The organism is Pandoraea sp. B-6, assembly GCF_000282835.1.
GTDB lineage: Bacteria > Pseudomonadota > Gammaproteobacteria > Burkholderiales > Burkholderiaceae > Pandoraea > Pandoraea cepalis.
Genome location: NZ_KB290518.1, coordinates 1 through 4284 on the forward strand (window position 1 = coordinate 1; position 4284 = coordinate 4284).

Genomic DNA, 4284 nt, shown 5'->3' on the forward strand with positions numbered 1-4284 from the left:
CGGCGCCTCGCCGGCACGCCCCAGCGGCACGGCCGGAACGGCGAAGGCGCCGATGATGCCGATGATGCCGATTACGCGGTATGGCGCGCCCGGGCGAACGCCAGCACGTCGCCCCGCGGGCCGTTGGCGGCCGTCTGGGCGGGGGCGTCGAGCATGGACGTGACGAGGTCGCCATCGGTCAGCCGGAACACGGCGACGGCGTCGCGCAGATAGCGCGCCTGATCTTCCAACGACCCGGCGGCCGCCGTGGCCTGCTCGACGAGCGCGGCATTTTGCTGCGTGACCTGGTCCATCTGCATGACGGCGGTGTTGACCTGCTCGATGCCGCCCGATTGCTCGCTCGATGCCGCCGAGATTTCGCCCATGATGTCGGTCACGCGCTGCACGGCCTGCACGATTTCCGCCATCGTGCGACCGGCGTCGCGCACTTGTGCCGAGCCGTCTTCGACCTTGTCGACGGACGTCTCGATGAGCGTCTTGATCTCCTTGGCCGCGGCGGCGCTGCGTTGGGCTAGCGTGCGCACTTCGCCCGCCACGACGGCGAAACCGCGACCCTGCTCGCCGGCACGCGCCGCTTCGACGGCGGCGTTCAGGGCGAGGATATTGGTCTGGAAGGCAATGCCGTCGATCACGCCAATGATGTCGTTGATCTTCGTCGAGCTGGCCGCAATCCCCTGCATCGAGGCGACCGCACGTTCGACCACCCGGCCGCCTTCACCGGCGATTTCCGACGCGTTCGCGGCCAATTGGCTGGCTTGCCGCGCGTTATCGGCGTTCTGGCGCACGGTGGCCGTCAACTCTTCCATCGACGAGGCGGTCTCTTCCAGGGATGCGGCCTGCTCTTCGGTGCGGGACGATAGATCCGTGTTGCCGGCAAGCAATTGCCCCGATGCCGAGGCGATGGCGGCTGTGCCGTGTCGCACGCGTCGCACAATGTGTTCCAGACTTTCATTCATGTGTTTGAGTGCGCCCATCAATTGGCCCGTCTCGTCGCGGCTGGTCACATCGATGCGACTCGTGAGATCGCCCTGTGCCACGCGCTCGGCCACGGCCACGGCGCGCGCGAGCGGACGCGTGATGCTGCGCGTGACCGACCAGGCGGCGCCGATGCCCAGGAGGGTTGCCGCTGCACCGATGGCGATGAGCAGCCATTTGGCGAAGACGATGCCGGCGCGCGTTGTGGCGCCGGTGTCGTCGACGATCTTCTTCTGGAGCGTGACCAGTTCGGCGGCTTCGGCCTGCATGGCGTCGAGCGCGGGGAGGGCGTCGCGATGGGTGAGGTCCAGCGCCAAGTCTCGCTCGCCCGAGGTCAATGCGGCGAGCATCGCACGACGTGCCGTCACAAACGCGTCGTTGTGTTGCCGGATCGAGGTCATCAATTGTTTGCCGTGCGCCGACACCACGTATTTGTCGAGCACGGCCTGCGCCTCGGCGATCCGGCTGAGATTGGCGTCGATACGCTGGTTGATGGTGTTGCGTTGCGCGGCGTCGGTGATCGTGAAGATCTCCAGCATGCGGCGGCCGTTGCCACGCACCATGGCATCGATGCTGTGTGCCGCATCGGCCTTGACCCACGCGCTGGTGAGCAGTTCTTCGTTATCGCGCTCGATGGCGACGAAGCGCATCAGGGTGATGACAAGCATGGTCAACAACAGGGCTAGCAACGTGCCGAAACCGATGGCCAGTCGGGTTCGGATTTTCAGGTCGGCGATTCGCATTCGGGTGACTCCGTTTAGGGATGGGATGCCTGGACGACAAGGGTGACGTTGTGGCCCACTTGCGTTGCGAGGCCGGGTTGCCGATCGCTGCGCGGTGCGTGCCGACGCTCAGCAGGAAGCACGACGCGACCTTGTCGCACGCACCGACATCGGCGCGCGCGACACGCCAAGCAACGCGTGACGGGGGGGATCAATGAAGCCAGTTCGCCTATCTCTATCTACGACGCGAAACGCGCTAACTGAAGGTTTCCTTCAGCAAAACGGGCGAGGGCGTACCGACGAGACGCTCGGCATGTCGAACGACAAGACGCCCGCTACACGAAGCGCACGGCGTAGATAGGGGGCAAGTGCGTGGACAGGCATTGCCACTGCTCGCCTGCGTTGTCGCTGACCCACAGCGCGCCGGTGGTCGAGCCCATGGCGAGCGAGTGGCCGGTGGCGTCGATATCCAGGCCGTGGCGATAGATCAGATCGTAGGACGGCACCTCCGGCAGTCCGTGCGAGAGCGATGTAAACGACTCGCCGCCATCGCGCGTGCGAATGACGACGAGACGGGCGTCGACCGGCATGCGACAGGCATCGCGCTGGGCGGGTACGAACCACGCGACATCGGGGTCGTGCGGATCGACGGCGACAGCAAAACCAAAACTCGACGGTGACGCTTGAATCCGCCGCCACGAGGCGCCGTAGTCGAGGCTGCGGAAGATGCCGTTGTGATGCTGTGCCCACAGGGCGTTGGGGGCGTCGCGGCATTGCACGAGACGGTGGACGTCCTGCGCATTCGGATCGAGGCGTCGTTCGGGCGGCATGTAATCGGCTTCCATGCCGCTGGCCGCCAAAGCCCAGGTGTGTCCGTCGTCACGTGTGCGCCAGACGCCGCCGGTCGAGATGGCGACGCTCACCTGTCGGCTGTCGCGCGGATCGATACAGATCGAATGAATGCCGGGGTGATCGTAGCCGCCCCCCATCCATTCGGCGCGCTCGGGGCGATCCCACAAGCTTTGCACCAGTGTCCAGGTGCGGCCTCGGTCGTGGGAGCGGAAGAGGCCACCGGGGATCGTGCCTGCCCAGAGAACGCCGGGGGCGTCGGGCCCCGCGGCTTCAAGCGACCAGAGCAGGGAGACCGATGGTGCCTGCGCATCGTTCGCAGATGCTTCGGACTGCTCTATTTGTGGGGTGAAGGCCGGCGGTGAGAGTTCGGTCCACTCGCTCGCGTCGCGTTCGCGGCACCAGAGCTTCACGCCGAAGTGACCGAGATTGAGCGCGGCGTAATCGGTGCCGTCGCGCGGGTCGCGCAGCACCATGCTCACGGGCTCGCCCGGAAAGTCGGGCGCGCTCGACTTCAGGCGCCAGACGGCGTCCTCACGCTGCCACGTGAACAATCCCTTGCGGGTGGCAACCAGCAACGTGGCTCCGGTGACGTGTTTCACGATCTGCCTCCTTGGCTCGCGCGAGTCTTGTTCGATGCTCGCGCATTCATCCGCCGCTTCCGCCGTGCTCCCTTATCCGCCCGAGAGCGCCTGGGCGACATACACGCGGCTGGCGTCGTTCAGTGTGTCGCCCAGCGTGTGTCGGTCGCGGATCAGCCGGCCATCGACAAAGACCGCGACGTGCGCACGCAATCGTCCCTGATCGTTGAACAGGTAGCCGCGCAACTCGGGCGTGAGCGTCACGCATTGCGCGAGCACGGCATGGACGGTCGGTCCATCGATGCACTGATCGTCAACGCAGACGTGGCGCTGAATTGCGGGTGCGAAGGTGACGGTCGCCATGTCCTGGTTTCGCGGATGCCATTGCGGCCAACGGATCCATCTTCCGAAGAGAACGAGACCTTCAGTGTAGACAATGCGGATCGCTTGCATGGTGTGCAGTGCAGCACTGTTGTGCGTTCGCCGCGCTATGTTTGCCGGAAGATAGCGGGCTCATCGTCCCTTGCGGCCAATCATGAGGCGAGAGGGCGCGGTTTGGTTTCCTTTGCATGACGAGCAGCGAGTATCGAGTCTCGTGGGGCGTCGTCGTAGGGTGTGGCATCGCATATCGGACACTCCCCATCCCACTTCACCGCGTTATTGTTCACCATTATCGGAGTGCCCGCGAGCGCAGTGCCGCAGGCAAACTCCAGGAGGGAGCAATGGCAAAGAACCGAGGAAAAGACATTGGCATGGGACGCTGGTCCGATGCGGCGATCAAGCGTCAGTGGCGCTTGCACAAGGCGGGCGAGGCATCGCAGAAGGAGGACTTGACGGTCAGGCGGCCGCCGGAGATGGCGAGGTGTGAAGGCTACTTCGTATGGAGCGGCCGTCAGGCGGCGTTTATCGGTCGGCACGACGGCGCGTTAAAGCATGGTGCGCGTCATTACGCGACCTGCACGGCGCAGGCCAAGCGCTATGCGAATGTGGCGGAGGCCCGGGCGGCGGCAGATGCCTTGGTGGGCGCGGTGCTGATCATGTACGGCTACGCCGCCAACTCCCCACTCTATGCCGTGGGGCGATGACGGCGTGCGCCGGGCCGAGCGGCAACGTTACTTGCCCAACTCGTGGCCGATGACCCCGCCGACGACCGCGCC

4 protein-coding genes are annotated in these 4284 nt (G+C 65.4%); 1 reads left to right on the forward strand and 3 read right to left on the reverse strand.

The window, feature by feature from the left end:
* Positions 1 to 71: 71 nt before the first annotated feature.
* The 3 genes from A985_RS29715 to A985_RS0111265 form a co-directional block, all read right to left on the reverse strand.
* Positions 72 to 1718, reverse strand: a complete 1647-nt coding sequence (locus A985_RS29715; RefSeq protein ID WP_017233506.1) for a methyl-accepting chemotaxis protein — start codon at positions 1716 to 1718, stop codon at positions 72 to 74.
* Positions 1719 to 2032: 314 nt separating this feature from the next.
* Positions 2033 to 3148, reverse strand: coding sequence for a hypothetical protein (locus A985_RS0111260; protein WP_017233507.1), 1116 nt, complete (start codon positions 3146 to 3148; stop codon positions 2033 to 2035).
* A gap of 72 nt (positions 3149 to 3220) precedes the next feature.
* Positions 3221 to 3490, reverse strand: coding sequence for a MoaD/ThiS family protein (locus A985_RS0111265; RefSeq protein ID WP_026131863.1), 270 nt, complete (start codon positions 3488 to 3490; stop codon positions 3221 to 3223).
* A 359-nt stretch (positions 3491 to 3849) separates the two neighbouring features.
* Between A985_RS0111265 and A985_RS0111270 the strand changes: the two genes are divergently transcribed.
* Entirely contained in the window at positions 3850 to 4212 is a 363-nt protein-coding gene (locus tag A985_RS0111270; protein ID WP_150564495.1) for a hypothetical protein, read from the forward strand.
* Positions 4213 to 4284 lie beyond the last annotated feature (72 nt).

Bases quoted from the DNA above. Each gene is read 5' to 3' on its own strand.
- A985_RS29715 (WP_017233506.1), bottom strand. From the start codon at position 1,718: ATGCGAATCGCCGACCTGAAAATCCGAACCCGACTGGCCATCGGTTTC.
- A985_RS0111265 (WP_026131863.1), bottom strand. From the start codon at position 3,490: ATGGCGACCGTCACCTTCGCACCCGCAATTCAGCGCCACGTCTGCGTT.
- A985_RS0111270 (WP_150564495.1), top strand. From the start codon at position 3,850: ATGGCAAAGAACCGAGGAAAAGACATTGGCATGGGACGCTGGTCCGAT.